Below are 26833 nucleotides of genomic sequence, written 5' to 3'. Positions count from 1 at the left end.
CCGAGAACTCCACGGTCACGGGCGCCTGCGCCCTGGCGGCCTCCTCGGTCATGCGCCTGCACTCCTCCTCGAAGTGGGCGACGGGGTCGTCGAACTCCGCCTCGAGGGCGTCGACGTAGCCGAGGCTCCTGACGGTCCTGGCCTTGTTCTTGCCGTCCTCGTCGCGGTAGCCCTGCACGATCGTGAGGTATGTGCGCCCGTTGGGCTTCTTCGACTTCCTGAGGTACATATAGCCGTCCTGACCTGGGTTTACACGATGCCTGATTATACCATACATAGCCATACAACGGCATATAAAGTCGTAAAAACTTGACAAAGAAAAAGCCCGTTGAACTGGGCGAACAATCTGGAGTCTATTCAGTTATGCTGCAAAAGTCGGGTGGTCGCCACGATTTCCTCCTGAAGGTTCTTTCCTCGTTCGCTCTTATTATAGGTTGAGTGCGTGAATGATATCGAAAAGAGGTAAAATAAAGAATCGTGTGTCAAATTTTAAGCAGCTCATCGCGCTCGCTCGAGGGGCTGCACGATATCAGGTTGGAAGGTTATGAACAAACGAGTGCTCGCCGTTATACCTGCGTATAACGAAGAGGAGAACATCGTATCGACGATCGAGGATTTGCGGAAGAACGCGCCCGACATCGATTACGTCATCGTGAACGACGGCTCGAAGGACAGCACGGCCGCCATCTGCCGCGAGCGGGGCTATCATTTGATTTCGCTGCCGGTGAACCTCGGTCTTGCCGGGGCGTTCCAGACAGGCATGAAGTATGCGTACGCGCACGGCTACGATTACGCCATCCAGTTCGACGCCGACGGTCAGCATTCCGCGGCCTACATCGACGACATGGTCGAGGTTGCAGAGGAAACCGGCGCGAACGTGGTCGTGGGGTCGCGCTTCGCCGACTGCAAGAAGCCCTTCTCCGCGCGCATGGCAGGCTCGGCGCTCATCACGGCGATGATCTTCGTGACCACGCGAAAGCGCATCGAGGACCCCACCTCGGGCATGCGCCTGTTCGATTCGAAGATGATCCCGCTGTTCGCCAACGAGCTCGACTTCGGCCCCGAGCCCGATACCATCTCGCTTCTCATGCGTCACGGCTACAAGGTGGAGGAAATGCAGGTGGAGATGCGCGAGCGCACCGCCGGCGAGAGCTATCTCAACTTCACGAAATCAGTGTCCTACATGCTGCGCATCAGCCTCTCCATTCTCATCGTGCAATGGTTCAGGAGGAGAAAGTAAATGACTCTCTTATTCAGAATCACGCTCATCGTATGCGCACTGCTCGTCTTCATCTACGTTCTGCGCAAGATCCGCCACTCCGAGGTGAAGATCGCCGACAGCACGTTCTGGTTCATATTCGCGCTCGTTATCCTGCTTTTGGCGGTGTTCCCGCACATCGCGTTCTTCTTCTCGAACATCTTCGGCATCGAATCGCCGTCGAACTGCGTGTTCCTCGCCATCATCGCTATCCTGCTTGTGCGCGAGTTCTTCACCACCGTCGAACTCTCGCAGCTGCGTAACAAGGTCGCGGCGCTCGCGCAGGCCGAGGCGCTTGCCGAGCTGGACGCTATCGAGAACACGGATGCGGAAGCGGGCGAGGCTGCGAACAAGCATGCGGACGCGAACGTAGGCGCAGGTGAGGAATAACATGGAGCGCCTCTCCGTCGACGACATGAAGGCGATCGAGCTCGACATCATGGACGAGATCGACCGCGTGTGTACCGCGCATGGCGTGGAGTACTTCTTAGGCTACGGCACGCTTCTCGGCGCCGTGCGCCACGGGGGCTTCATCCCGTGGGACGACGACATGGACATCGTCATGATGCGCGACCAGTACGAGCTGCTCATGGACCACTTCAACGAGTGGCGCACCTCCGAGCGCTTCAAGCTTGTGTCCTATCGCGACAAATCGTCGATCTACCAGTTCGCGAAGATCGTCGACACGACCACGATCATCTACGAGAACTTCGTGGGGAAGAAGGCCGCCACGGGCGTGTGGGTGGACATTTTCCCCTTAGACAACTTCGATCCTGCATGTGCAGGCCTTCTGAAGAAGCACGCTCGCGTGGGGCTCTGGCGCAGCTTCGCCGTCGCCGACCCGACGGTTGGCTCGAGCGCCGTCGTCCGCCTGGCGAAGAAGATCGTGTGCCCATTTGCGAAGCACTCCGATCTCTACAAGCTTGCGGCGAAGCTCGACGGCATCGCGCGCGAGGTGAACAAGGGCGCTTCCGATCGCGTCATCGATGTCGTTGGCGAGGGGAATCCAAATAAAACATACCCGAAGAGCCTGTTCAAGCCCGTGCGCATGAAGTTCGAGGACCGCGAATACACAGCTCCCGCCGGGGCTGAGGAGTTCCTTACCGTCGAGTACGGCGATTGGCGCACGCCGCCCGCCGAGTCCGATCGCGCCGTGCACGTGATGGAAGCCTATCGCCTATGAGCGATGCGAAAACGCCTCGGGATGCCGCTTCGCAGGCCGAGGATGCGCTCGAAGCTGGCGCGGCGGTAGAAGCTGAGGTACCTGAGAAGCTTTCCGTGAAGGCGAACATGATCTGGAACTCCATCGGTTCCATGACCTACCTCGCTTGCCAGTGGTTCACCACCATCTTCGTGGTGCGCCTGTCGTCGGGCTACGACGATGCGGGCCTGCTCTCGCTTGCCATGTCGGTCGTGGGCATCTTCGGAACCTTCGCCAACTACAAGATGGGAACCTACCAGATCTCTGACATCCGTCGCGAGAACACGGTGGGCGAGTACATGGGATTCCGCTGCTTCACGCTTGCGGGTGCGTTCGTCGCCTGTATGATATATGCGGCTCTCACCTGCGCTCCCGAGGCGCTCATCACGGTGGCGCTCTTCTACGCCTTCAAGGGCGTGGGGCTCGTGATCGACATCCTCCACGGGGTCGACCAAATCAACCGCCGCATGGACTACATCGGCAAGTCGTTCATCCTACAGGGAACCTCGACCCTCGTGGCGTTCGTGGTGGTCTATTGGGCGACGCGCAACCTCGATGCGGCGATCATTGCCATGCTCGTCGCCGCGGCGGTTGTGCTCTTCGCCTTCGACTTGCCGCATTGCCAGCGCTTCGAACCCGTGCGCCTCTCGCTTTCCCGCAAGAAGGCGCTCTTCTTCCTGAAGACCTCGCTTCCCGCCGTGATTGCCTCGGTGGCGGCGAGCGCCATCTTCGCGATTCCCAAGCAATACCTGGCGCTCACCGTGGGTTCGGCGGCGCTCGGCATCTACTCGTCGGTCGCCGCGCCCGCGCTCGTCATCCAGATGGGCGCGCAGTATCTCTACGGGCCGCTGCTTGACATCTTCCCGAAGCTGTTCTTCGAGGGGAATGTGCGCGGTTTCGTGGCGCTTTTGGGGAAGACGGTCGCGGGCATCGTGGGCGTGACGGTTGCCTGCGCGATTGTGCTCGAGTTCATCGGCGCCTGGGCGCTCGCGCTGCTGTTCGGCGAGAGCATCGTGCCCTACGTCTACCTGCTGCAGCCGATTATCGTGTCGACTGCCGCCACCGCGTTTCTGTGGTTCTTCGGCGATCTGCTCATTACGCTGCGCCATTTCTGGGCGAACTTCGCGGGCAACGTCGTCGCGTTTCTCGCCGTTATTCCGCTCACGTTTTTATGCGTGGATAGGTGGGACATGAACGGCGTGAGCTTCGCGGGTGCGGGTGCGTGCCTTGCCGGTGTGGCAATCTTGCTGTTATTCCTGGTGAAAGTCGTGAAGAAGGGGCCCGACCACATCATCGGGGCCGAGAGCGAAGCTGTACGGGACGGTGCGGGCGATGCTAAGGAGGCTTGCTGATGCGCGTGCTGCAGGTGATCGGCGTGATGGATCGCGGCGGGGCCGAGACCATGGTGATGAATCTCTACCGCGCGATGGACCGCGAGCGCATCCAGTTCGACTTTCTCGTGCACGAGCAGCGTGAAGGCGACTACGATGCCGAAATCGAGCGGCTGGGCGGGCGTTTTTTCCGCGTGCCGCGCTTCACGGGGTTGAACGCGGGCTCCTATCGGCGCAGCGTTCGTGCGCTTTTCGCCGAGCATCCGGAGTGGCGCGTGGTGCATGGGCATATCGGTTCGTGCGCGCCCGCTTACCTTTCGGAGGCGAAGCGGGCTGGGGCTTTCACGATTGCGCACAGCCACGCGCAGAATTACGTGCGCGGTCTGCCGGGACTCGCCTTCAACGTCGCCGCGCATCCCGTGCGCCGCGTGGCTGACTATTTCATGGCGTGCTCGAGGGAGGCGGGGATCGACCGCTTCGGGGGCGCGATTGTGGAAGGCGAGCACTTCGCTATCGTGCCGAACGGTATCGACATGACGCGCTATGCGTGCGACGAGGCTGCGCACGAGCGGGCGAAGGCCGAGCTGGGACTATCCGGCCGCCCTGTCGTGTGCCATACGGGCCGCTTGATTCCCGTGAAGAACCACGAGTTCCTGTTGCAGGTGTTTTCCCAGGTGAAACGAGAGCTTCCTGACGCAGCGCTTTTATGCGCCGGACGCGGCGAGCTCGAAGAGTCCCTGAAGGCTCGCGCTTGTGAGCTGGGACTTGAGGATGCAGTGCGCTTTCTCGGCGTAGTGGACGACGTGCCGCGGCTTCTGCGAGCGGCGGACGCGTTCGTGTTTCCCTCGGTGAACGAGGGGCTTGCCCTCTCCGCGGTCGAGGCGCAGGCGTCGGGGCTGCCGACTATCGTCTCGACGGGCGTGCCCGAGCTTGCGGTAGTGAGCGATCGCACGAGCCGCATGCCTTTGGCGGACGGCGCCGAGGCATGGGCTGGCGCGTGCGTGAGGATGCTTGCGGCTGCGGCGCGCTCTGCACGCAGCGACGCGTGCGAGCAGGTTCGGGCGCACGGGTTCGACATCGCCGACACCTCGATGCGCCTTGCGGCGTTCTACGAGGCTGCGGCGGCGGGGCGGCGCGCGCAATGGTAGGTTGTAGGGATTATTCGGGCAGATAGGTTAGGGAACGCAATGCAATACGACGACAGGGACCTAAGGAAACTCCAGCTGCTCGAGCTGCGCATCTTAAAAGAAATCGACCGCGTGTGCCGCGAGCTGGGTATCACGTACTTCCTCGATTCGGGATCGGTGCTCGGGGCGCTGCGCCACGGCGGCTTTATCCCGTGGGATGATGACATCGATTTGGGAATGCCGCGCGCGGACTACGACCGCTTCGTCGCCGAGGCGCCGGCGTTTTTGGGCGAGGAATACGTCGTGTCGACCCCCGAGACGAACCCGCATCAGGCGGCGCTGTTCGGCAAGGTGTGGCTGCGCGGCACGCGCTTCGCGACGGAGGAGACTATCGAAGCAGGCTTTGACCAGGGAATCTTCGTCGACCTTCTGCCCTATGACGCCCTTTCGTCCGACCCGGCGACGGCGGCAAAGCAGCGTCGCGATTGCCGCTTCTGGCAAAGCGTGTCGTATCTTTCCCATGCGAAGAGCATCGTCGTGCCCCACAAGGGAGCGCTCGGCGCGATCGAGCGTGCGGCTTGCGGCGCAGCCCATCTCGCGACACGTGGCCTCTATTCCCCCGAAAAGATCGTATCGCGCTTCAACAAAGCTGCCACCTGTGGAAATGACCCTTCGCTTGCATCTGACGAGCTCGTTGTCATGGCGTATGCAACCTACGAGCCCTACGCGCGCTCGATGATGCTGCCGACTTCGACCGTCACCTTCGAAGGATGCGAGCTCCCCGCACCTGCCGACCCCGAGGCCTTCCTACGTCAACTCTACGGCGAGTGGCAAAAGCTTCCCCCGGTGGAGGCGCGACGTAACCATGCGCCCGTCGAGCTTGATTTCGGGCCGTACGCCTAAGCTTTTGACCTGCATTTGTTCAGTTCTTGATTAAAACTTTACAAGATTGAACAATTTCCGCTAGAATACTCCTCGTTTCAGTTACTGGGGAGTATTGCAATGACATTGACGAAAAGCACGTTCAAGGTGCTCAACGCGCTGCGCGATGAGGCCGTCCACACGCAGCGCCACATCGCGACGGCAACCGGTCTGTCGCTCGGAACGGTGAACACGGCGTATCGCGCGCTTGTTGACGCGGGCCTGGCGGAGAACTTCTCCGTGACGCCTGCCGGCTTCGAGGCGCTTTCGCCCTACAAGGTCGATAACGCCATCATCATGGCAGCCGGGCTGTCCTCTCGCTTCGCGCCGCTTTCCTATGAGAAGCCCAAAGGCGTGCTCACCGTGCGCGGCGAGGTGCTCATCGAGCGGCAGATCCGCCAGCTTCGAGAGGCGGGCATCACCGACATCACCGTTGTCGTGGGGTATATGAAGGAAGCCTTCTTCTATCTTGAGGACAAGTTCGGCGTGACCATCCGCGTGAATGCGGAATATTCCGTGCGCAACAACAATTCCACTCTCATGCTCGTACGCGAAAAGCTGGGGAACACCTATGTCTGCTCTTCGGACGACTATTTCACCGAGAACGTCTTCGAACCGTATGTGTTCGAGGCCTATTACCCAGGCGTGTTCTTCGCGGGCGAGACGAACGAGTACCTGCTCGACACCGCGCGCGACGGGCGCATCACGGGCGTGACCATCGGCGGTCGCGACAAGTACGGCATGCTCGGGCACGTGTACTTCGACCGCGCGTTCTCCGAGACTTTCGTGAGGATTCTCGTCGACGAGTACGATCGGCCCGAGACCGCGGGCAAGCTGTGGGAGGACATTTACCGTGCGCACCTCGACGAGCTGCGCATGGTCATGCGGCCCTATGAGCCGGGTGTGATTTTCGAGTTCGACTCGATTTCCGACTTGAAGGAGTTTGACCACGACTTCATCGAGAACGTCGACTCTGCGATTCTCGACAACATCTGCCGCGTGCTCGACTGCTCGCGCGGCGACGTCGAGGGCATCGTGCCCATCAAGGAGGGGCTCACGAACCTGTCGTTTCGCTTCGTGGTGCGCGGCGAGTCGTATGTCTATCGCCATCCAGGTGTGGGCACCGACGAGATCATCAACCGCGCAAGCGAGGCGTTTTCGCAGGCCATTGCGAAGAAGCTCGGCATCGACGACACCTTCATCCACGAGGACCCCGCCGAAGGCTGGAAGATCTCGCGCTTCATCGACGGCTGCGTTCCCTTCGACTACCACAACGAGGACCACGTGCGCCATGCGATGGAGCTGGGTCGCCGCCTGCATGACAGCGGCGAGAAGAGCGAGTGGTCCTTCGACGTGTACCGCGACGCGGTCGCAATCGTGGAGCTTCTCGGCAGGAAGAGCTACCCGTCGTTTCCCGATCGCGAGGAGCTCGGGCGCAACGCCGGGGTGCTCGATGCGTTCGTGCGCGCGGATCGCGTCGAGCCGTGTTTGTGCCACAACGACTTCTACAGCCCGAACTTCCTCGTGCGCGGCGAGGAGATGTATCTCATCGATTGGGAGTATTCGGCGATGTCGGATTATGCTTCCGACCTGGGCACGTTCATTTGCTGCTCCGATTACTCGGTCGATGAGGCGCGCCATGTGATCGAGCTTTACTTCGGGCGGACCCCGACCGATGCCGAAATGCGCCACTGCCTGGCTTATGTTGCCCTTGCTGCGTATTACTGGTTCGTCTGGGCGCTCTACAAGGAGTCGACGGGCGATCCGGTGGGCGAGTGGCTCTACCTGTGGTATCGAACGGCGAAGGCGTATTCGGCGTTGGCGCTCGACCTGTACGGTGCGACGCCGGGGCAGGTCGCCTAAGGAGCGCCTGCTTCGCAAAGTTTTGCCCGCTTAAAGGGCTGGTCCTCTTGATTGGTTGAAAGGAAGCCTGTGGAACTCATCGGAACCATCGTGGTCTACATCATGCGGGCGAGGACGTGCTCTATGACGCGGAGCGTGCGGTTGGGAGCTCCGAGTGACGCCAGGCGAGCGGTGTGCGTAACGGATGTGCTGGACGGGTTTGTTTCGTCCAGTGGAAGATAGCAAGTAAGTAACCTACTGAGTCTGGGGAGAACAAGTGGGTATAGAACAAGAACAGGGCATGCTGCCCTCGTGCGCATACGCGCACATCTCATCGGTGCTGGAAGTCTCGCGCGACGAGATCACCGATATCTGGCCGCTCAAGCAGGGCCTGACAAACGAGTCGTGGCATTTCACCACGCCAGAGGGCGAATATGTGTATCGGCAGCCGGGCGTGGGCACCGAGGACCTCGTCGATCGCGAGGCTGAGGTCGAGGCGCTGAAGCTCGCGCGCTCGATCGGGCTCGACGGTACCTTCATCTACGAGGACGTCAAGCAGGGCTGGAAGCTTTCCCGCTTTCTCGTGGACTGCCGCGAGCTCGATGCGCGCGATGCCGAGCAGGTCGCTTGCGCGATGCGCATGGCTCGCACACTTCACGAAAGCGGCGCGCGCCTTGCCCGCACGTTCGACTTCTACGAAGAGGGGAAGCGCTACGACGCGCTTTTGCGCGAGCTGGGGCCGATTGAGGTGCCTGGTTATGACGAGCTTGCCGCAAAGGCGGATTGCGTCGCCGCCTTCGCGCACGCTGACGGGGCGCCCGTGTGCATCACGCACAACGACTTCTTCAACCTGAACATCCTCATCGACCGATCCGACCGCATGCACCTTATCGATTGGGAGTACGCGGGCATGTCCGATTACGCGCACGATTTCGGTACCTTCACCGTGTGCTGCAAGCTTTCCGAATCCGAGGCCGATGCAGCGCTTGCAGCGTACTTCGGGCGCATTCCCACGTTTGCCGAGCGCTGCCATAACTTCGCGTTCGTAGCGCTCGCTGGCTGGTGCTGGTATCTGTGGTCGCTCTACAAGGAAGCCGTCGGAGGGAACGCGGGTGAGTGGAAGGAAATCTATCTCAGCTATGCAGTGCGCTATTTTGACCGCGTGATCTCGGGTTATGAGGGAATTGCTCAGCAAGAGGAGAGGGGAATCGCATGAGGTTCGGCATTGCAAGCGGCTTTTTGTGGGGTTTGGACACCGTCATCCTGGGAATAGCCCTCACGATGGGCGCGTTCATCGGCACGCCCGAGGCTATTGCCTTCGCGGCGATTGCGAGCGCATTCATGCACGATGCGGCATGCGCTATCTGGCTTTTCCTCTACATGGGTGTGCGCCGGCGCCTTGGCGACACGCTTCGGGCCCTAAAGACCCGAAGCGGCAAGGTGGTTATGCTCGGCGCGCTTCTCGGCGGACCTTTGGGCATGACGGGCTACCTGGTCGCCATCAACAACATTGGCGCAGGCTACACTGCGATCATCTCTGCGTTTTACCCTGCGTTCGGTACGTTCATGGCGTTTGTCCTGTTGAAAGAACGCATGAGGCCGCGCCAACTCGTTGCGCTTGCCTGCGCGCTCGCGGGCGTCATGGTGATGGGGTACGCCACTTCGGGAGATTCATCGGTCGGAAACGCGGCGCTTGGCTTGGTCGGCGCGGTCGTGTGCGTCGTCGGTTGGGGCAGCGAGGCGGTGCTGTGCGCTTGGGGCATGCGCGACGACGCAGTTGACAACGAGACCGCGCTGCAGATCCGTGAGACGACGTCTGCCATCGTGTACGCTGTGGTGGTGCTGCCGGCGTTTGGCGCGTGGGCGTTTACGGCGAGTGCGCTGCCGTCGATTTCCACTGCCGTGGTGGTGTTGTCCGGCCTCGCGGGTGCGGCGTCGTATTTGTTCTACTACAAGGGTATCGCAACGATCGGCGCGGCGCGCTGCATGGCGCTCAACATCACGTACTCCGCTTGGGCTGTCGTGTTCGGACTCGTGCTTTTGGGGAGCGTGCCGACTGTCGTGCAGATCGTATGCTGCCTGGTTATCATGGCGGGCACGGTGCTTGCGGCATGCGACTGGGACGAGCTTTTCGGACGCAAGAAGACCCCTCTGCCCGAGGACGCGTCATAAGGGATGGGCGAGCTTGCGTGGCCTGGCGCTTGGGGCTTTCGGGTGCGCGGTTGCGTAGCTTGGGGCCTTCGGGTGCGCGGCTCGAGGCCTTCGGCACCCGACCCTCTCGACTCTTTGGCCCCAACCCCCTGGTTCGCCACCAACCAGCTAACCAACAAACCGGCCCAACCAGCCCAACAGCCTCCATCTTCTCTGGTATCCCTCTTTCGCGGACAAAAATCGCCGGTATGTGAGTCTTCCTACTCTAAGAAGAAGACGCGTTCAAAAGGTGAGAAGTTGTGACGTGGCCTTTTATGGAAACGCCACGACCCTCTTGATCGGTCAGCTCGAAAGTGGCTCACATATCGACGATTTTTGTCCACGAGAGGGTGGTCTTTCGCGAGGGGGTAGCGTTCGCGTGCTTGAGCCCTATCAAAAAGGCGAAACAGCCCCACACCAGCTTTCCTCCTGCTCCTTCAGCCCGCTCCTTCGTCCGCGCTCTAGTGTCCACCTGCTCATATATCCCAGCGCCTGTTCCGCACCCTCGCGTTTTCGGCTTGCCTTCAGCCCACGATTCTCGTCTCTGCTTCTTCGCGCGCCCTCGGCGCCCGCTCCGAGCCCTCGCGTTCTCGGTTCGTCCCGACCCCGTCCGGCGTATGGTTCCTTCGGTTCGTCCCAGCACTCGCCCTTTCACCATGTCCCAGCCCCGTTTCGCACTCTCGCAATTTTGGCTCCCACGAGTCGGCTTCCTTTCCCGCTCCTTCGGCTTCCTCGAGCCCGTTTCTCGGCGCTGCCCTTACATATACCCTAGCCCGTGTTCCACGCCCGCTCCTTAGGCATCCCCTGTAAATCCCCTGTAGCGTCCGCCATACAATCCCCGCGTTTTCTTCTTTTCCTGGCATATTTGCTGCATGCCATCTACTGTTTCCTGGCAATTATCTGGCAGATTCTCGACGGAAATTCGGCGGCAATTGCCATATTCCTAACTGGAATCTGGCAGAATATAACACCAGGTAAAAGCCAAAAAATATTACTAGAAATCACACTGTGCCCGTGTTATGGTGCTTCCCATGGCGCTCTTCTTCGATGGCATATCGGCACTGGATTGTTACCGCGCGATGAACTTAGCGGGGGCGTCTGTCGGTGCGCCAAAACGTTACGCTCGAGAGTTTGCGGCAAGTTCGCCGAACCTGGCAAGCCTGAAGAGCGCCCGGGAATCGTTCCCAAGCCTCGTTTCGCCTCGCCTTCTCGTGAGCGAACAGTCGAAGCGCTGCCGAATCCAGGGCGTCAAGTGTCGTGTACTCGGATCGCCTCTCCCAAGCGAGGCTTTTGTATTCTTGGGCGACGACGTGTATGCATGCTCGCCAGCTTTCGCATTTACTCGCTCGGCGGTCGAGCTCGATTTCGCTGAGCTGGTCCTGCTGGGTTACGAGATAACGGGCAGCTATCGCTTGGATTCGAACTCTGAACAGGGATTTTTTTCGGCGCCACCACTTGTATCCCACTCGGCGTTGGTTTCGGTTTCTTCCCAGGGCAATCTTCTCGGTGCAAATAAGGCGGAAAATGCCCTGCGTTTCGTTTCTTCGGGGTCCGCCTCGCCGATGGAGTCAGCGCTTGCCATGTTGCTTTCAATGCCGAAGGCGAAAGGAGGATATGGACTACCGTCGCCGCAGCTTAATGCAGCGGTCGAAGTTCCTAAGGGGGATTGGAGGGTTGCATACGGACGGCAGTTCAGGTGCGATTTGCTATGGCCGACAGCGAGTCTTTGCGTCGAGTACGATAGCGACATGTTTCACACTGGTTCGCAGAAGATTGCGCACGATGCGAGACGGCGAAATGCCCTTTCGTCCCTTGGCTTCACGGTTATCACGGCTACAAAGAGCCAGGTGACAAGCATTCCTGGATTGGACCAACTCGCATATCAGGTGGCGAAGGGGCTTGGCGTGCGATTGCGCATGGAGCGCGTAAATCGTAAGGCTCAGCGGGCGCTTCTCGACTGCGCGGTGGGCGGCTCGCGGTCATCTCGGCAAGCGTCGCGAATTTCGCAATAGGCAGTTCTCGTCCTCGGCTGCTATTGCGCGCTCAAGAAGCCTGCCTCTGGACTTCGTCCACCATGGAACAAGATTGCTTCCTCAAAGCTTCGGCTAATGCCAATCGGTCGTCCCTCTTTCTTTCTTGAAATCGGCTTGCCGTGGACATAAATCGCCGATATGTGAGGAGTGTCGGAAGGCTAACTTCCTTTTGAAAAAACTAACCTGGGGAAATGCCGGCAGAAACGCGAGCGAACGGTTTCCTTCGGACCCGAGGACTCACATATCGCCGATTATTGTCCACCGCGCTCTGTTTTTCGAGAAGAAGGGTGGTGGAAAGGCAGGGTGGCGTAAAGACGGCGTTCTGGATGTTGGCGAGTCAACCCGTTTCTCGAGGGCGCGTGACGACTTCGGCGATACCCCTGATGTGCCACGGGATGACGAACCATCGGCACGCGGTTTCGGTGATGCCTCTGACGCACCACAAACCAAAATGCCACGTACCCTGTTTTTTAAGAAGAAAGTCAGTGGGAAAAGGGCGGGTCGGGGGGTGACGCTTCCTCTACACGGGGTATTGCGCCAGGTAGTCGGCTTGATTCTCCTTAAGATACCGATTGAGCAATCTCACGGCGTGTCGCACGCGTGGCTTTTGGCGAATATGCTTGGGGTAAAGAAACCCCACGTAGCTCATCGATTCCGGGGTCGATAGGGGAACGAAGGCGAGGCCGTCTGTTGGCATGGCTGCGTCTTCGAGCGCTAGGCGATAGCTGAACGAGTCAAAAAAAGCCACAGCGTCATCGCGCGAATGGACGAAGCGGATGAGCATGCGCGGACTTGCGACGCTCATTCTCACATTCCGCAGCGGATAATCGCGAAACAGCCACTCGATCTGCTGCGCCGCTTCTCGTGAAGCGTCTGTCGCGCAGGGTGCGCCCGCCACCTCGCGTCGACGAAGGGACTCTCTTCGGGCGTACGATGACGCCGCATGGCACACGATTCCCAATTGCGTGCGAAGGACGGGGTCGAACGCAAGCTCCGTGCTCGCGATGAGCTCGAGCGCGCTGTTGGCGTGAAGGTCGACAAATCCGAGGTCGGTGCCGTCCGAGAGGCATGTGCGCGAGACGATTTTCTCGAAAGGCTCCTCGATATACGAGCACTGCGCGAGCAGGTCGACGTACGCCTGCGTCGCCGAGGCTATTTGCGCCGAGTAATGCGTGACATGGATATTGAAGGGGTCTTCTTCCCGTTTCTGTTCCTCATCGGGGTTGTAAAGCGCATCGAGAAACTCCCCGTAGTCCGCAGTTACCTTCTGCGCAAACGCGAGAAAGCTCTTTCCCGTTGGCGTTAACGTGACGCCTTTGCGGCTTCGTTCGAGCAGCTTTGTCGATAGCTCGCGCTCAAGCGAGGTAATCGCCTTGTTCAATCCCTGCTGGGACACGGCGAGTCGTTTTGCGGCACCGTAGAAGGATTCCGCCCGGGCGACCTCTTCAAAGTATCGGATTGTCTCGATGTTCATGCGTGCTCGCTCTCGTGCACAACCAAACGTTGCATAAAAGACAATTATAGGCTTCTTTCGGTTGCTGTAATTCCTTTTCATAATGAGCCCAGGGTGAATGAGAGCCGTCTATTCTGCCTGCCGCAAGTTGGGTACATCTTGCGTCGAGCATTTGGGATGGGGCGTCGCCAAGAGGGAGAAAACGAGAGGAGCCTAATCATGACGCAAGGGGAGTCGTTCGTCTACACCTGTTGTCCTGGGTGGGGCGATCATGAATTCTGCGCGATCAAGACGATCGTCAAAGACGGCAAGATCGTGCGCACCGAAAAGCCGAGCTACACTGGCGCGGAGGCGAACGAGGGCTATATCTGTCAAAAGGGCATTATGTCGTGCCGTCAGCCGTACAATCCGAAGCGCCTGCTGCATCCGCTGAAGCGTGCGGGCGAGCGCGGCGAGGGTAAGTGGGAGGAAATCAGCTGGGACCAGGCGCTCGACGAAATCGCCGCGAAGCTTCTGCAATTGCGCGACGATTACGGCCCCGAGTCGCTTGCCATGTGGGACGTGGTGGCGTCGGTGCCGCCCTCGCAGGGACTTGCTGCTGTGCTGAGCTCGCGGTTCATGGGGCTTTGGGGCGCGACCGACCCCATTCAGGGGTACGGCCTCGACAACGGGCCGTTCTACGCGGCGTTCTTCGACATGGGCGATTTCTACAAGTACATGACGACCGATCCGGCAAATTTCGATACGTCGGATTACATCATTGTGTGGGGCGCCAATCCCATCGAAAATCAGCAGCGCATTGCAAAGCACCTGGTGGAGGCGCGTTCGAACGGCGCTAAGATCGTCGATATCGGGCTTTTGTTCGACGGCACGGCGGGCTTTGCCGACGAGTTTATCCCTGTGAAGCCAGGCTCCGACCCAGCCCTTTCCCTTACCATGGCGAACCTCATCATTCAGGACAAGCGCTACAACGAGAACTTCCTTTTGTCCTACACGGTGGCGCCGTTCCTCGTGCGCGACGATACGGGCGAGTTCCTTCGCGATGCGGAAGGAAACTACCTGGTGTGGGATGCCGACGCCGAAGCTGCGGCGCCCATGACCCCGGGTGAGCAGGCGTCTCCTGTGGCGCGTATGGAACTCGACGGCGTGCATGAAGTCGGCGGCGTGGCATGCAAGACGGCGTTCGCGTGCCTGCGCGAGCATGTGGCAAGCTATACGCCCGAGTGGCAGGAGGGCGTCACGGGCGTCGCTCCCGAAGTGGTTAGGCGCCTTACCGACGAGTACGTCGCAGCCCCGAATGCCTACATCTTCGGCGCGCTGGGACTTCGCTATCAGAACCAGGGCGAAAGCTACCGCTCGTTCTATCTGCTCGGCATGCTGACGGGCAACTTGGGCCGCCCCGGCGCCGGCGTCACGAGTGAGATGCTGCCGGCCGGCTTCCCGATGATCTTCAACGACACGCCCATCACCATGCCGCTTGGCCGCGAGGGCTACAAGGCGAAGATGCTGCGTCAAAACGAGTTCATCAACCAGGTGAAAAGCCAGGAGCCGTACCCGATCAAAGCGTTTTGGGTGATCGCGGGCAACCCGGTGCACAACTGCCCGAACCGCGGTCTGTGGATCGACGAGATATTCCCGCAGATGGAGCTCATCGTCGACGTGGACATCTGGATGACCGACACAGGCCAGTATGCCGACTACGTGCTGCCTGACTGCATGCCGTTCGAGCGCTATGAGTTGGTGGCGTCGGCGGCGTACAACCACATCGTCTTGCAGGAGCCGGCGATCGAGCCGCAGGGCGAGGCGCGCGACCCCACGTTCCTCTACAGCGAGCTTGCGAAGCGCGTGGGCTTGGGCGAGTACTTTGATAAGACGGCGGAGGAATGGATCGAGGTGCGCATCCAGTCGAAGTGGCCGATGATCGCGGGGATCCAGCCGCCGCTCACCTACGAGCGCCTGAAGAAGGAGAAGCTCGTGCGCGCGGCAACGCCCCCGGTGAACTGGGATCCGTTCATGGGGCTGCAGTTCAACACGCCCTCCAAGCGCCTTGAATTCTACTGCGAGCGACTGCTTCCCGTCGGGGCGCAGATGGCCGCGTATCGCGAGCCGCTTGAGGCTCCCACGCCGATGAGCTTGGGGAACGGAACCGCGAAGGGGAGGTATCACTTCTTCAGCGGCCGCCAGCGCTTCTTCATGCAGTCGATGTTCACCGACGACCCGGTCATGGCCGATCTGTCGGGCGGGTATCCGACGGGCCGCATGAACCCGGCGGACGCACAGGCGGAAGGCATCAAAGACGGCGACAAGGTGGAAATCTACAACGAGCGCGGGCATGTGACCATCGAGATGAAACTCGACCAGCAGATTCCCCCGGGAACCGTGCAGTGTTGGTTCGGTTGGCGCCATGACGCGTTCGAGGATGGCATGTACTCCGAGCTCATCCCAGCGCTCGGCAGCGACTATACCCTCAACGACGTGTCCAAACATTGGGACAGTTGCGTGCGAGCGATCGGCGGTTTCCAGCCTGGGTTCGGCACCGGCGGCATCGGCGGCATGGCGGGTGCCTGGGATACGATTTGGGATTGCGCATGCGATGTGCGCAAGGTCGAGGAATAGGGGAGCGACATGGATGAGAAGACGATTCTGGTGAACCTGCAGCGATGCACGGGATGCTGGACCTGCTCCCTTGCTTGCAAGGTGGGAAACGGCCTCCCGGATGAGAAATTCTGGCTGACGGTGCGCACGGAAGGTAGCGGCGAGGGCATTGATCGGCCCGCGGGGGTGTGGCCCGACCTGCACATGAGCTGGATTCCCATCTGGTCGAAGAGCTGCGTGCGCTGCGGCGGGCGGCTGGCGGAGGGCGAGCTTCCCTACTGCGTGAACGCATGCCCGAACGGGGCACTTTCCGTTGGCGATGCCGCGGCAGGGGAATGCGAGGCGCTGCGGCAGCGGGGCTTCCGCATCTTCAAGCTTCCCGCCTGGGAAAACGCCGCCGATAACGTGGTGTACGCTTCGAAGGGGTAGGCGGCATATAGCTTCGAGGGCGGCGTTTCTTCGGATTAGCCGCCCTCGTCCTATCGGCTGCCCTCGTCTTGTCGATCAGGGAATCTGCCAGCGCGAACAAAAAACCGTGATACGCCCGCTTTCGCAAGTTCGAGGGCGGGCGTTCCCGTCGGTGCTGCTATACTTCCGAACCATGAACACATTATCGAACACACACCACGCGCCTGCCCGCAAGCAGCGCATCGCCGTCGTCACCATGGGCGTGAAGCTCGGCGACGAAACGCGCGGCTACACGCGCTTTCGCTTCCTGTCGGAGCTGCTCGTGCGCGAGGGCTTCGACGTGACGCTGTTCACCTCGTCGTTTCAGCATTGGGAGAAGGCCCAGCGCGACGTTGAGAAGGCGTGCTATCGCGACCTTCCGTATCGCGTCGTCTTCATTCCCGAGCCTGGCTACAAGAAGAACCTCGACCTCGCGCGCATCATGAGCCACCGTAAGGCTGCGAAGAATCTGCGTCGCATGCTCACGGAGCGCTTCGCCGCCGACGCCCGCGCGTTCGATCTCATTTACGCCGAGATTCCGCCCAACGACGTCGCCCGCGTGTGCGCGGAGACGGCGCACGAGCATGGCATTCCCTTCGTTGCCGACGTGAACGATCTGTGGCCCGAGGCCATGCGCATGGTCGTGAATGTGCCGGTCGTGAGCGACATCGCCTTCCGACCGTTCGCGCGCGACGCGCATCGCGTCTACGAGCTGCTCTCGGGCGCGGTGGGAACCTCCGACGAGTACGCCGCGCGCCCCGCCGCCGATCGTGAGGAACCTTATGAGCGCGTGACGGTGTACGTGGGGAACAACCTTGCCGCGTTCGACGAGGGCGTGCGCGAGAACGCAGACGCGGTCGTGAAACCAGCGGGCGAGTTCTGGGTGACCTATGCGGGCACGCTCGGCGCAAGCTACGACCTCTCGACCCTCGTTCAAGCTGCAAAGCTCGCGGAGTCGCAGGTGAGCGGCTTGCGCGTGAAGATCCTGGGCGATGGTCCCGACCGCGATAAGCTCACCGAGCTCGCGAGCTCGATTGGCGCGCCCGTCGATTTCCTTGGTTACACCCCCTACGATCGCATGGCAGCCTGGCTCGCCGCGTCTGACATCACGGTCAACTCGCTTGTGCATGGCGCCGCCCAGAGTATCGTCACGAAAATCGGCGATTACCTGGCTGCGGGCATTCCCATGATCAACACGGGGGAGAGCCCTGAGTTCTGCTCGAAGGTGGAGGCGGATGGCTTCGGCGTGAATGTCGCCCCAGGAAACGCGAGCGAGCTCACCCAGGCAATCGTGAAGCTTGCCGCGCACTCCTCGTCGCGCAAGATCATGGGGGCGAAGGCGCGCGACATTGCGTGCCGCCAGTTCGATCAGGCTCATTCTTACCAGGCGATAGTGGAATTGATACGCAATTTGCTCTAAGCGCACATCAAGCGGGTAGGTTCGTTGCACAATTAAGTGCTTGAAGTAACCTGGGCGCACGTGCGCTCAATCTGTTGGCCCATGACCGCGCGCGGCAGAGCGGCGGCGTGCGCGAAGGGGCGACGAAAGGACGGCATGCTCGTGAACGTGAAGCGCAACATTCCCTTTTCCCCTCCCGATATTTCTCAAGCTGAAATCGACGAGGTGGCCGATGCGCTCCGAAGCGGCTGGATCACCACCGGTCCGAAGACCAAGCAGTTCGAGCGCGATTTGGCGGAATTCAGCCACACGACGCGCTTTGCCTGCTTCAACTCCGCGACGGCGGCGCTCGAATGCGCCCTGCGCGCGCTTGGCATCGGGCCAGGTGACGAGGTTATCACGAGCGCTTACACCTACACTGCGTCAGCGAGCCCGATCGTGCACGTGGGCGCGACCCCCGTGTTCTGTGACGTGGCGCCCGGCTCTTTCGAGATTGACTACGACCAGGTGGCGGGCCTCGTCACCGAGAACACCCGCGCCGTCATCCCCGTCGATGTGGCGGGTGTCATGTGCGACTACGACCGCCTGCGGGCAGCGCTTGAGAGCGTGAGCGGCAAGTGGCGCCCGCGCACGCCCCGCGAGGAGCTCTTCGATCGCGTGCCCATCGTTGCCGACGGCGCGCACTCGCTCGGTGCGGTGCGCCATGGCCTTCATTCGGGACAGGCGGCCGATCTCACGACGTTCTCCTTTCACGCGGTGAAGAATCTCACCACGGCCGAGGGCGGCGCGCTCACCTGGCGCGATATCCCCGGGCTCGACTCGGAGGAGCTCTATCGCGACCTTATGCTGATGTCGCTTCACGGCCAAACGAAAGATGCGCTCGCGAAAACGCGCGTCGGCGCATGGGAATACGACGTGGCCTTTTGCGGTTGGAAGTGCAACATGACCGACTTGCAGGCAGCGCTCGGTTTGGCGCAGTTGCGCCGCTACCCGGGTCTTCTCGTTCGCCGTCGCGAGATTGTCGAGCGCTACGAGCGCGGGCTTGCCGACCTGCCGTTTTCCTTGATCAAGCACTACGGGGATGACTTCGCATCGTCGGGGCACCTTATGCTCGCGCGCATTGAGGGCGCTTCGCAGGAGTTCCGCAACGCGTTTATCAACGAGATGGGGGAGGAAGGCGTCGCCTGCAACGTGCATTACAAGCCGCTGCCCCTGCTCACCGCTTATAAAGCCCTCGGCTTCGATATCGCCGACTTCCCGAACGCGCTTGCGCAGTTCTCAAACGAGGTCACGCTGCCCCTGCACACGAAGCTCTCCGATGACGACGCGGACTACGTGATCGCAATGTGCCACGATGTGTTCGCAAGGCTTTCTGCGAAGGGCGTGCGCTAGATGTACCTGCGTTTCGGAAAACGCGTCTGCGACATTGTCATCGGCTTGATCGCGCTGCCGTTTGTGCTGATTATCGTGGCGATTTGCGCTCCGCTCATCTACTTTGAGGACAAGGGCCCCATCTTCTACAACGCGCCGCGCGTGGGCAAGGACGGCCGCGACTTCACGATGTACAAGCTGCGCTCGATGAAGGTGAACGCGCCTGACCTGGTGATGGAAGACGGTTCGACCTACAACGGCGCCGACGACCCGCGCATGACGCGCATCGGGGCGTTCATGCGAAAGGCGTCGATCGATGAGATGCCTCAGTTCATAAACGTGCTCAAAGGCGACATGAGTGTTGTGGGCCCGCGTCCCGACTTGCGGCGCGAAACCGAGCTCTACGAGGGAGACGACGGTGAGAAACTTCTGGTCAAGCCTGGTATCACGGGCTATGCTGCGGTGTATGGCCGCAACTCGCTGCCCTGGCGCGATCGCCTGAAGCTCGATGTGTACTATGTGCGCCATGTGTCTTTTGCGCTCGACGTGAAGGTGTTCTTCCGCACGTTCTACGTCATCTTCAAGCAGGACGGCGTCTATGTCGAGCCCGAAGACGGGGACGTGAAGGAAGCCTCTAACTAGCTTTTAGCAAAAGCCGGCGTCCCCGGGGCCGACCAATCTTTCGCGCGCGAAGCTTCTCGCGCCTTTGTGGGCTTCAAGTCCACCTCGCTAACCACTTGAAAGGAACTCCTGATGATTCGCCCTATCGTGAAGATGCCCGTGCTGCTCTCGACTCCGAGCGTCGACGCTACGCCGCTCGATGCTGCCGTGGGGCAGGACTTGCTCGACACGCTTGCTGCGCACGCGCACGAATGCGTGGGGCTTGCAGCGAATATGATCGGTGTGCGCAAGCGCATCATCGTGGCGGCGTGCGCAGGCGGCGCGGTGCTCATGTACAACCCGGAAATCATCGAGGCGTCGGGTGAGTACCAAACCGAGGAAAGCTGTTTGTCGCTTGAGGGTGTGCGGCCCTGCGCGCGCTACAAGCGCATAAAGGTCGCCTATCTCGATGCATCGTTCGCACCGCGCGAAAAGTCGTTTTCTGGCTTCGAGGCGCAAATCGTTCAGCATGAGATCGACCACTGCAACGGGGTCGTAATCTAAGGGGCTGTCCGAGGTTTTACCAGGCGAATAGCGAGAAGAGCCTCGGGCGATCGCAGGAAGATGGTTGAGCCCAACTGCGTATCTCACAAAATGAAGAAGCCGCCTCCCAGAGGATGCGGCTTCTTTTGATGGTGCGTGTCTTTGCTGGCGTGCGCCAGCTACTCTTGCAGGTTACCTGCGGCGCTTGTCGATTTTGCGCGCGGCCACATCGCCGACCGCCTGGAACACGATGACGAGCACAACGCACAAAAGCACAGCGAAGATCATGACGTCGGTCTGGAAGCGCTGGTAGCCGTAGCGGATGGCGATATCGCCCAAGCCGCCGGCGCCCACGGTGCCTGCCATGGCGGAGTACCCGAACAGCGTGACGAACGTGATGGCCGCGCCGCGCACGAGCGAGGGCAGCGTCTCTTTCAGATATACCTTCCACACAATCTGCCAGTTGGAGGCGCCGAAGCTCTGAGCTGCCTCGACAAGCCCGCCGTCGGTCTCCTCAAGGCTCTGCTCGACCATGCGCGCGGCGAAGGGCGCAGCCGTCACCACAAGGGGCACGACGGCTCCCGGCACGCCGAGCGAAGTTCCCACGATAAAGCGTGTGAACGGGATGAGCGCGACGAGCAGAATGATGAAAGGTACTGAGCGGCCGATGTTGACGATCCATCCGACGATGGTCGAGACGATTCGGTTAGGGCGCAGCCCGTTCGGGCTGGTCACCACCAGAAGGATGCCAAGGGGGATTCCGATGACGTATGCCAAGATGGTTGCCACGCACGTCATGATGAGCGTGTCGACGGTGCCCTGCAAAAACAAGTTGCCGTATTGGGCGAAAAAGGCGGAGAAATCGAACATGGCCTACTTCACCTCCAGGCTGTCGAAGGAAACGAGCTCGCGGGCTGCCTCGCTTTGCGGATTCTCGAGCACTTGACGCGTTGGGCCTTCCTCCACGATGACACCCTCGTCGATCACGGCGACGCGGTCGCAGATGTGGCGCGCCACGGCGAGGGAGTGGGTGATCACCACGAGCGTCACGCCGAGCTCTTTGTTGATCTTTGCGAGCAGGTTCAAGACCGACACCGTCGTGCGCGTATCGAGTGCGCTTGTGGCTTCGTCGCAGAGCATGATGCGAGGGTTGTTCGCGAGGGCGCGCGCAATTGCCACGCGTTGCTGCTGGCCACCGGAGAGCTCGCTTGGGTAACGATGCGCCTTGTCGGCCAGCTCCACCACGTCGAGCAGCTCGAGGGCGCGTTTCTTGGCGTGGTCTTTCTTCTCGCCGCGAATAGTGAGCGGGAACATTACGTTGTCGAGGACTGTGCGCTGCTGGAATAGGCTGAAATTCTGGAAGATCATGCCGATTCCCTCGCGCAGACGTCGCAGGTCGCGACCTTGGTAGTTCGTCACATCGACGCCATCGATGAGAATGCGCCCCGACGTGGGACGCTCGAGCAGGTTGATGCAGCGCACAAGCGTGGACTTGCCTGCGCCCGACTGGCCGATGATGCCGAAGATCTCTCCCTCGCCAATGGTAAGGCTCACATCATGCAGGGCACGATGTGAGCCTTCGCGAGCGAGGTAGACCTTTTCCAGATGGTCTAGCTCTATCATTCGCTTTCTAACTCCTTTGTGGGCGTCCCTTAGAACACGGGGACGACAGCGCCGGCGTAGGTGTCATTGATGTAGGTGCGAACCTCGTCGGACGTGAGTGCTTTCACAAGAGCCTTGATTTTATCAGAATCCTGGTTGCCATCCTTCACGACGAGGACATTCGCATAAGCTTCAGCGGCGAGCGAGGTGGCGGACTCGGTTGCGAGCGCGTCGGTGGTCTTGAAACCTGCGGGGATGGCGTAGTTGCCGTTGATGCAGGCGATGTCGACGTCGGCGACGATGTTGGGAACCGTTGCAGCCTCGACTTCCTTGAACTGGAGGTTCTTCGGGTTGGAAACGATGTCGTTTGTGGTGGCGTTGATGCCCGCGTCGTCTTTCAGCGTGATGAGGCCGGCATCCTGGAGCAGCAGCAGCGCGCGCGCCTCGTTGGTGGCGTCGTTGGGAACGGCGACGGTCGCGCCGTCAGTCAGGGCGTCGAGGCTCTTGGTCTTGCCCGGGTACAGGCCGAACGGCTCGTAGTGGACGTCGGCGACGCTCACGAGATGCGTGCCCTTCTCCTCGTTGAAGTTGTTGAGGTAGGTGATGTGCTGGAAGTAGTTCGCGTCGACCTCGCCCTCCTCGGTCACCGTGTTGGGCTGCACGTAATCGGTGAACTCCTTCACTTCAAGGGTGTAGCCTTCCTTCTCGAGGAGCGGTTTCACGGCGTTGTTCAGGATTTCCGCATGGGGAGAGGGGGTTGCCGCGACGGTGATGGTCTTGTCGTTGGAAGAGCCTGCCGACTTGTCGGAGCTTGCGCTCTGTGCGCCGCAGCCTGCCAAGCCGAATGCGAGCACTGCGCCGAGGGCGAGCGTTGCGACGAGCGCTGCCTTCTTCTTTTTGAAATTGATTGCCATTGATGATGTCCTTTCCTGGGACGCGTTGCCTCGGGGGAACGCGTTTGCTTCCATTGGATGTTCCCCATAGTATCGCGAGCGCGGAATAAGTGGTAGTTCGAAAAACAAATGCCTGGATATCGTAATTCACGATATCCAGGCAATGTCGCCCCGACTAAGCGCCGTTTTCCCGACGCGAAGGGGAGGAGCCGAAGCTTTACAAAGCTGTTAACCCCATCGAAACATGAGTCGATATAATGGGAGGATATTCACTGGGCGTGGCCTGCTGTGCGGCTGCGCTTGAGCGGTGCGGGGCACACCGCGAAGAACGACCGAACGCAAGGAGCATATGCCATGTCATCGAATCCGGAACAAGATTTCGTGCTCAAGACCATCAAGGGCCGCGATGTCCACTTCGTTCGCTTCTGGTTTACCGATGTTCTCGGCAACATGAAGTCGTTCGCCGTCATCCCGAGCGAGCTCGAGAACGCCTTCGATGACGGCATGGGCTTCGACGGCAGCTGCGTCGAGGGCTTTTGCCGCACGCGGGAAAGCGACATGCTCGCCTTCCCCGACGCCTCGACCTTCCAGGTGCTTCCGTGGCGCCCCGAAAGCAACGCCGTCGGTCGCATGTTCTGCGACATCCGCACGCCCGAAGGCAAGCCCTTCGAGGGCGACCCGCGCCAGGTGCTCGCGCGCGAGGTCCAGCGTGCGCTCGACATGGGCTACGTGCTCAACGTCGGGCCCGAGCTCGAGTTCTTCTACTTCAAGGACCAGCATTCCACCGAGGTACTCGACCACGGCGGGTATTTCGATCTGACGAGCCTCGACTATGCCTCTGACCTGCGCCGCGACACGGTGCTCACCCTGGAGAAGATGGGCATTCCGGTGGAGTACTCCCACCACGAGAACGGTCCTTCCCAGCACGAGATTGACCTGCGTTTCACCGACGCGCTCTCCATGGCCGACGCCGTGATGACCTATAAGCTGGTCGTGAAGGAAATCGCCATGAAGCACGGCGTGTACGCGTCGTTTATGCCCAAGCCCTTAGCCGATGCCCCCGGATCGGGCATGCACGTGCACCAGAGCCTGTTTGACCTCGATGGCAACAACGCCTTCTTCGATCCGAACGATCCGCTCGGCTACAACCTTTCCGATTTGGCGAAACACTACATCGCCGGTCTTTTAAAGTACGCTCCCGAGTTCTGCTGCATCACCAATCAGTACGTGAACTCCTACAAGCGCCTGGTTTCCGGCGGGGAGGCGCCCACCTACATTTCCTGGGGAGCCCGCAACCGCTCGACGCTCGTGCGCATCCCCGCATATCGTCCGAATCGCGAAGTCGCGTGCCGTGTGGAGCTGCGCAACCCCGACCCGGCGGCGAACCCGTATTTGGCATTCGCCTGCATGCTTGCCGCAGGCCTTGCCGGCATTGAAGAGGAGCTGCCCTTGCAAGATCCGACCGAGGGTCTCGACCTGTTCGAGCTTTCGCGTCAGGACCTGCGCAAACAGGGTGTCCGCACGCTGCCTGAGAGCCTGGGCGAGGCGGTGGAGCTCTTCGCCGAGTCCGAGCTCATGAAAAAGACGCTCGGCGAGCATATCCACGGCTATCTGGTGGAGACGAAGCGCGCCGAGTGGAACGAATACCAGGGCACCGTTTCCGAATGGGAACGCAATCGCTACCTCGAGGTCCTCTAGATGTGCGCTCTGCATGCGGGAAAGGTTGAGCCATGATGCAAAGGAAGACGGTTCTTTTCATCGCCGACAGTCTCGACAACGCCCATAAGTTCCAGTCCGTGCTCTCGGGGCTCGATGTTGACGTGGTGGCGGGTTCGTCTGCGCAGTTCAAGAAGCTGCTCGCCCAGCATCCCTCGCACGACCTCGTGATCTACGAGGCTCGCGGTGATGCGCTCGACACGGTGGCGCAGGCCGAGTCGCTTTTGGTGGAAGACGGCTCCACGTCGATGCTCGTCATCGTGAACGAGGCGCAGCTGTCCGAGTTTCGCCTTCCCGTGCAGATCAAGGCGGACTTCGTGGTGCATGGCGCATCCGCCGAGGAATGCGCTGCCCGCATCCGCCAGCTTTTGTGGCCTGGCAACGAGGGCTCCACCTCGGATTACATCTCCGTCGACAACATGACGATCAATTTGGCGACCTATCAGGTGAAGGTGAACGGTGAGCCGCTCGACTTCACGTATTTGGAGTATGCGCTGCTCGCATTTTTGGTGACGCATCCTGGCCGCACGTATTCCCGTGATGCGCTCCTGCGCCGCGTGTGGGGCTTCGATTACTACGGCGGCAGCCGCACGGTCGATGTCCACGTGAGGCGCGTGCGCGCGAAGCTTGGCCCTGAGCTGGCACAACGTCTGGAAACCGTGCGCGGCGTCGGCTACCTCTGGAGCGCATAGGCGCTTGCGCTCCAGAGGCGAAAGCGCCTAGCGGCGTTTGCTGTGCTGGCGAGCCACCTCGGCGCGGTGTGCGCGGCCGGGGCGGAAGTCTCCCTTCGGCTTCGTGGCGCCCGCTTGCTTGCGGGAATTCCCGCTCTGCGACTGCGCTTGCTTGCGTGTGGCTCCACCCTGCGGCTTGCGCGAACGCTCGGCCTGCGCCTTCGCGCCCTTGGCGGGCCTGCTCGTCTCAGGCGAGCTCTTGCGGGTGCGCTGCCCGTTAGCATGCGATGTCTTCTTGCTGTTGTGAGTTTTGGCGCCCTTGCCCGATGCCTTCCCGCTGCGTCCGCCGTCCCCGTTGCGCGCTTCCTCGCGCTCCTCGGCGGCGCGGGCCTGCGCCTTCTTCTTTTTCTTCTCGCGCTTGTCCATCTCGCGCTTCGCCTCGGCGATGTCGGGGTCGCGTTTCGCTGCGGCCTTCGTGGCGCGTTCGGCGGCGGCCACGGCGCACGCTTCCTCGTCAAAGCCCTCGATGCGCACCTCGGGAATCTCGCGCTTCGTGAACTTCTCGATGTCGGAGAGCGCTTCCTTCGTCTCGGGCGTGACGAAGGAAATCGCGCGGCCCTTCGCGCCTGCGCGCCCCGTGCGCCCGATGCGGTGCACGTAATCCTCAGCCTGCATGGGCAAATCGTAGTTCACGACGTAGTTCACCTCGTCGACATCGATGCCGCGGGCGAGCACGTCGGTGGCCACCAGGATGTCGGTCGTCCCGGCTGCGAAGTTCTCGAGCGCACGGCGGCGCTGGTTCTGCGTGCGGCTCGAGTGGATGGCTTCCACCGAGTACCCAGCGCGCTTCAGGCGGCGACACGTCGCGTCGGCGCGGCTGCGCGTGCGGGCGAACACGATGACGCGCTCGTGCCCCCATGCAGCGATCGTCGCGCGCAGGAGGTCGGCCTTGAGCACCTGCGGCACATGCACGATGCACTGGTCGACCGTGTCGGCGGTCTCGCCCTTGTGCGCGATCTCCACCACTTCGGGGTCGCGCAAGAACGTGCCCGCAACCCCCTCGATCGAGCGGTCGATGGTGGCGGAGAACAAAAGCGTTTGGCGCGTTTTCGGCGTGGCGGCGACGATCTTTTTCACCGACGGCAGAAAGCCCATGTCGAGCATGCGGTCGGCCTCGTCGAGCACGAGCACCTCCACGCGATCGAGATGCGCAGCCTTCTGCTCCATGAGGTCGATCAGGCGCCCTGGCGTGGCGATGAGCACGTCGGTTCCGCGTTTCAGGGCGCTGATCTGCGGGTTATACGACACGCCGCCCACGACGGAAAGCACGCGGTGGTGGGTCGATTTCGCCACGGCCTCACAGACCTCTGCAATCTGTGCGGCGAGCTCGCGCGTCGGGGTGACGACGAGCATGAGCGGCCCGCGCTCACCCTTCGCATGCCCGAGCTTATCCATCGAGGGAAGCGAGAAAGCGGCAGTTTTTCCTGTTCCCGTCTTCGCGGCGGCAATGATGTCGTGTCCTTCGAGGACAAGCGGGATCGCGCGTTCTTGCACGGGGGTCGGCTCTTCGTAGCCGAGGGACGCGACGGCGGCAAGCGCCTTGGGGCTAAGCCCCAGATCGTCGAATGAAGCCATAATCG

Annotated in this window: 24 protein-coding genes; 18 read left to right on the top strand and 6 right to left on the bottom strand. The window is 61.0% G+C overall.

Annotation, left to right across the window (positions count from 1 at the left end):
• Positions 1–283, bottom strand: a 283-nt coding sequence (locus tag F8C90_RS07775) for a hypothetical protein (protein ID WP_211361067.1), incomplete at its 3' end; no start/stop codon positions are given.
• 261 nt (positions 284–544) lie between these two features.
• Between F8C90_RS07775 and F8C90_RS07770 the strand changes: the two genes are divergently transcribed.
• From F8C90_RS07770 to F8C90_RS07725, 10 genes are all read left to right on the top strand, one after another.
• Positions 545–1240, top strand: a complete 696-nt coding sequence (locus F8C90_RS07770; RefSeq protein ID WP_158049948.1) for a glycosyltransferase family 2 protein — start codon at positions 545–547, stop codon at positions 1238–1240.
• Positions 1241–1648 (top strand): DUF2304 domain-containing protein, encoded by a 408-nt coding sequence (locus F8C90_RS07765; protein ID WP_158049947.1) that lies wholly within the window; start codon positions 1241–1243, stop codon positions 1646–1648.
• A complete protein-coding gene (locus F8C90_RS07760) occupies positions 1638–2441 on the top strand; it encodes a LicD family protein (protein WP_246155856.1) in 804 nt (267 codons plus the stop codon). Before F8C90_RS07765 ends, F8C90_RS07760 begins: the two co-directional genes overlap by 11 nt.
• Positions 2438–3811, top strand: a complete 1374-nt coding sequence (locus F8C90_RS07755; RefSeq protein ID WP_158049945.1) for a lipopolysaccharide biosynthesis protein — start codon at positions 2438–2440, stop codon at positions 3809–3811. Before F8C90_RS07760 ends, F8C90_RS07755 begins: the two co-directional genes overlap by 4 nt.
• Positions 3811–4938, top strand: coding sequence for a glycosyltransferase (locus F8C90_RS07750; protein ID WP_246155855.1), 1128 nt, complete (start codon positions 3811–3813; stop codon positions 4936–4938). Before F8C90_RS07755 ends, F8C90_RS07750 begins: the two co-directional genes overlap by 1 nt.
• Positions 4939–4977: 39 nt before the next feature.
• Complete coding sequence (locus F8C90_RS07745) at positions 4978–5820, top strand: LicD family protein (RefSeq protein ID WP_158049944.1); 843 nt, start codon at positions 4978–4980, stop codon at positions 5818–5820.
• A 99-nt stretch (positions 5821–5919) separates the two neighbouring features.
• Positions 5920–7701, top strand: a complete 1782-nt coding sequence (locus F8C90_RS07740) for a phosphotransferase (protein ID WP_158049943.1) — start codon at positions 5920–5922, stop codon at positions 7699–7701.
• Positions 7702–7957: 256 nt separating this feature from the next.
• Positions 7958–8896 carry a choline/ethanolamine kinase family protein gene (locus F8C90_RS07735; RefSeq protein WP_246155854.1) on the top strand — a complete coding sequence of 313 codons (939 nt, stop codon included), beginning with the start codon at positions 7958–7960 and terminating at the stop codon, positions 8894–8896.
• Positions 8893–9852 (top strand): DMT family transporter, encoded by a 960-nt coding sequence (locus tag F8C90_RS07730; protein ID WP_158049942.1) that lies wholly within the window; start codon positions 8893–8895, stop codon positions 9850–9852. Before F8C90_RS07735 ends, F8C90_RS07730 begins: the two co-directional genes overlap by 4 nt.
• A 1049-nt stretch (positions 9853–10901) precedes the next feature.
• Positions 10902–11882 carry a hypothetical protein gene (locus F8C90_RS07725; protein WP_211361066.1) on the top strand — a complete coding sequence of 327 codons (981 nt, stop codon included), beginning with the start codon at positions 10902–10904 and terminating at the stop codon, positions 11880–11882.
• Between the two features lie 541 nt (positions 11883–12423).
• Here the strand turns inward: F8C90_RS07725 and F8C90_RS07720 are convergent.
• Positions 12424–13377 carry a LysR family transcriptional regulator gene (locus tag F8C90_RS07720; RefSeq protein WP_170264602.1) on the bottom strand — a complete coding sequence of 318 codons (954 nt, stop codon included), beginning with the start codon at positions 13375–13377 and terminating at the stop codon, positions 12424–12426.
• Positions 13378–13575: 198 nt separating this feature from the next.
• Between F8C90_RS07720 and F8C90_RS07715 the strand changes: the two genes are divergently transcribed.
• The 6 genes from F8C90_RS07715 (at position 13576) to F8C90_RS07690 (ending at position 20332) form a co-directional block, all read left to right on the top strand.
• The gene (locus F8C90_RS07715; RefSeq protein ID WP_170264601.1) at positions 13576–15972 is read left to right on the top strand and encodes a molybdopterin-containing oxidoreductase family protein; all 2397 of its coding nucleotides are present in this window, start codon (positions 13576–13578) and stop codon (positions 15970–15972) included.
• Positions 15973–15981: 9 nt separating this feature from the next.
• Positions 15982–16380: a 4Fe-4S dicluster domain-containing protein gene (locus tag F8C90_RS07710; RefSeq protein WP_158049938.1), complete on the top strand. Its 399-nt coding sequence runs from the start codon at positions 15982–15984 to the stop codon at positions 16378–16380.
• Positions 16381–16552: 172 nt separating this feature from the next.
• Positions 16553–17818 carry a glycosyltransferase family 4 protein gene (locus F8C90_RS07705; RefSeq protein ID WP_246155853.1) on the top strand — a complete coding sequence of 422 codons (1266 nt, stop codon included), beginning with the start codon at positions 16553–16555 and terminating at the stop codon, positions 17816–17818.
• A 135-nt stretch (positions 17819–17953) separates the two neighbouring features.
• Positions 17954–19189, top strand: a complete 1236-nt coding sequence (locus F8C90_RS07700) for a DegT/DnrJ/EryC1/StrS family aminotransferase (protein ID WP_246155852.1) — start codon at positions 17954–17956, stop codon at positions 19187–19189.
• A complete protein-coding gene (locus tag F8C90_RS07695) occupies positions 19190–19810 on the top strand; it encodes a sugar transferase (protein WP_158049937.1) in 621 nt (206 codons plus the stop codon). It begins immediately after the preceding gene.
• A gap of 111 nt (positions 19811–19921) precedes the next feature.
• Positions 19922–20332 carry a peptide deformylase gene (locus F8C90_RS07690; RefSeq protein ID WP_158049936.1) on the top strand — a complete coding sequence of 137 codons (411 nt, stop codon included), beginning with the start codon at positions 19922–19924 and terminating at the stop codon, positions 20330–20332.
• A 171-nt stretch (positions 20333–20503) separates the two neighbouring features.
• Here the strand turns inward: F8C90_RS07690 and F8C90_RS07685 are convergent, their stop codons facing one another.
• From F8C90_RS07685 to F8C90_RS07675, 3 genes are read right to left on the bottom strand one after another with little or no spacing between them, the layout of a single operon-like run.
• Positions 20504–21181: a methionine ABC transporter permease gene (locus F8C90_RS07685; RefSeq protein ID WP_158049935.1), complete on the bottom strand. Its 678-nt coding sequence runs from the start codon at positions 21179–21181 to the stop codon at positions 20504–20506.
• A gap of 3 nt (positions 21182–21184) precedes the next feature.
• On the bottom strand, positions 21185–21934 hold the full coding sequence (locus F8C90_RS07680; protein WP_158049934.1) for a methionine ABC transporter ATP-binding protein: 750 nt from the start codon (positions 21932–21934) through the stop codon (positions 21185–21187).
• A gap of 29 nt (positions 21935–21963) precedes the next feature.
• Positions 21964–22827, bottom strand: coding sequence for a MetQ/NlpA family ABC transporter substrate-binding protein (locus F8C90_RS07675; RefSeq protein ID WP_158049933.1), 864 nt, complete (start codon positions 22825–22827; stop codon positions 21964–21966).
• A 333-nt stretch (positions 22828–23160) separates the two neighbouring features.
• Here F8C90_RS07675 and F8C90_RS07670 point away from each other — a divergent pair, with 333 nt between their 5' ends.
• Both F8C90_RS07670 and F8C90_RS07665 read left to right on the top strand, forming a co-directional pair.
• Positions 23161–24504, top strand: coding sequence for a glutamine synthetase family protein (locus F8C90_RS07670; RefSeq protein WP_158049932.1), 1344 nt, complete (start codon positions 23161–23163; stop codon positions 24502–24504).
• A 32-nt stretch (positions 24505–24536) separates the two neighbouring features.
• Positions 24537–25214 (top strand): winged helix-turn-helix transcriptional regulator, encoded by a 678-nt coding sequence (locus tag F8C90_RS07665; RefSeq protein ID WP_246155851.1) that lies wholly within the window; start codon positions 24537–24539, stop codon positions 25212–25214.
• Between the two features lie 27 nt (positions 25215–25241).
• On the opposite strand, the gene F8C90_RS07660 is transcribed toward F8C90_RS07665, so the two are convergent.
• Entirely contained in the window at positions 25242–26828 is a 1587-nt protein-coding gene (locus F8C90_RS07660; protein WP_158049931.1) for a DEAD/DEAH box helicase, read from the bottom strand.
• Positions 26829–26833: the final 5 nt, after the last annotated feature.

The organism is Ellagibacter isourolithinifaciens, from assembly GCF_008831035.1.
In the GTDB taxonomy this organism is placed as follows: domain Bacteria; phylum Actinomycetota; class Coriobacteriia; order Coriobacteriales; family Eggerthellaceae; genus Ellagibacter; species Ellagibacter isourolithinifaciens.
Note: the sequence above shows the minus strand (reverse complement) of the source record. Positions and strands in the feature narration are given on the sequence as shown.